Genomic DNA, 1922 nt, shown 5'->3' with positions numbered 1-1922 from the left:
AGCAGCAAGCGTTAGGCAAATCCCAAAGCCAGTAACCACTGGTGGAACAGACCACCAAGATGATCGCCGCCACAAACATGAGTAACGTTAAGTTAAACTTATCCGGGGCACCCAGGAACTCCTTGGGTACTGTCAGCGGCTTGATGGCCTCCGACATACTTGTTTTTTCTCCTTTCTACTGTCTTTTGGTAGTATAAGGTAAAATGGCTAAATCATAAAGATTTGTTAAGATTAGAACTTCTAATCAGAAACTAAAGTCAATTTCAGGAAAATCACTCTCGTCACCAGGGGAGCCCCTCCCCACTCGCGCTTTGCATCAAGAAAGCTCGTTGGTTAAAACAAGTAGCTCGGTTACTCAAAATAATCCGGTCAATCCTATGGGGGGTTTTCAGAGCTACCTTCACGCACCAGACAGACTTCCTTTCGACTCACCATACAGATAACGTCCTGTGAAGCTCCCTCGTTGAGTTCCGCTTCAATCAGGTTAACCACTACCCCTGCCAACTTCTCCAAGTTGCTTAAATCATCGGTTGGGATCGCCAAACAACGGAAATCAAAATCAGTTTCTCAATGTTGAGCCTGTACTGCCAACAGCTCACCCATTGGAACCATCTCTGGTAAATAAACAAATAGTGGATAATCACCGATTAGATTGTCCCGGACTCAAGAAACACGAACAACTATTAACGTTTGGCATTCTTTACTTTCAGTATGAAGTATTATAGCCATCAACATTTTTTTTGCGTAAGTATAACGAATAATGCTTCATATCAAAACCGCTTCATTATTGAATGTTTAGGACATTTTATTGTATTTATTAAATCTGTATAAAACTATATTTTATAAATATTAAATAGGAAATTTTATAGATAAACTAGGTAGTTTAAATTATGGTGATTGAGCAAGTTTTTAGTCAAGCATAAGTGAGACAATAACAAGCCTATTTTATCCTTGAGCCTTAATACTTGATACTTCATACTTTATCCTTGATACCCTGTACTAATCTAGCAATTTAATACCGGTATATCTTACTAATGGAGCACATAATCTGTTTCCCTTGATAGTTCCGCTGTTTCTGTGTAATCCAATAGAAATGTCCAAGTAATACTGCCAAACAGCGATGAATTACCATCGGATGCCAACCCATTTGTTCAAATCGGGGTTCAGATGGGTCAAACAAACGTAACCATCCCAGCGGTATCACTGAGTGTACGATTTCTTCTTGGGAAGCGATCGCGCTTTAGGCGCGGCGCTGCCTGTTTAACTGATGTCCACAAAGCTAAGTGGGTAAAGCCTTTATGAAAGTTGCCTATTTCCAAAGGCTGAGTAAAATTCACCATTGGTTAGGCTCGGAGTATACAAACCCCAACCCAATGATGATGTTCGCGAAACTGACTTGCCTGTTGTAACAACACCCACAGTCTATATTTTGGTTTTTATAGAGAGAAACAACCCATCTGCTTGACAACCCACCCCCATCACTGGTGCTTGTCCCATGCCATGATCACAAGCAATGGGGATTCGTTGCCCCAAGGCTACCATCAACAACGGGACATCTAGAAAGCCACGATGGTTACTCACTACTACAACAGCAGATTTATGAGGAATGCGATCCTGATCGATATTGGAACAATTTATTCCCATTGCAGCAAGAAGCGCATCAGAAACCTGTAGTGGAAGATGGTCAGACTTCAGTTTCAGTCATCAATTTCTAATATAGATTAACATTTCTTAACATTTTTTTAAAAATAGATCTATTGACAGATGCCTTAAAGTAGAGATAATCAGGTGCAAAACAACTAATGGTGATAGACTGCCAGTGACTACAAGTGTGTAGCTTGACACATTAGGCATTAAGCCAGTAGTAGAAAAAGCCTGTTAAATCTAAACTAGACTACTAACTTATGTTAATAATTAATTTT

3 protein-coding genes are annotated in these 1922 nt (G+C 39.9%); all 3 read right to left on the bottom strand.

Annotated elements, in window-relative coordinates:
* Positions 1 to 375: 375 nt before the first annotated feature.
* Positions 376 to 543 carry a hypothetical protein gene (locus tag F6K49_RS44600; RefSeq protein ID WP_158069357.1) on the bottom strand — a complete coding sequence of 56 codons (168 nt, stop codon included), beginning with the start codon at positions 541 to 543 and terminating at the stop codon, positions 376 to 378.
* Positions 544 to 1172: 629 nt separating this feature from the next.
* The gene (locus F6K49_RS44595; protein ID WP_158516943.1) at positions 1173 to 1340 is read right to left on the bottom strand and encodes a hypothetical protein; all 168 of its coding nucleotides are present in this window, start codon (positions 1338 to 1340) and stop codon (positions 1173 to 1175) included.
* Positions 1341 to 1422: 82 nt separating this feature from the next.
* Positions 1423 to 1644, bottom strand: a complete 222-nt coding sequence (locus F6K49_RS44590; protein WP_293051728.1) for a 1-acyl-sn-glycerol-3-phosphate acyltransferase — start codon at positions 1642 to 1644, stop codon at positions 1423 to 1425.
* Positions 1645 to 1922 lie beyond the last annotated feature (278 nt).

This window comes from Moorena sp. SIO3I6, from assembly GCF_010672095.1.
This window is presented reverse-complemented; position numbering and strand designations above follow the sequence as displayed.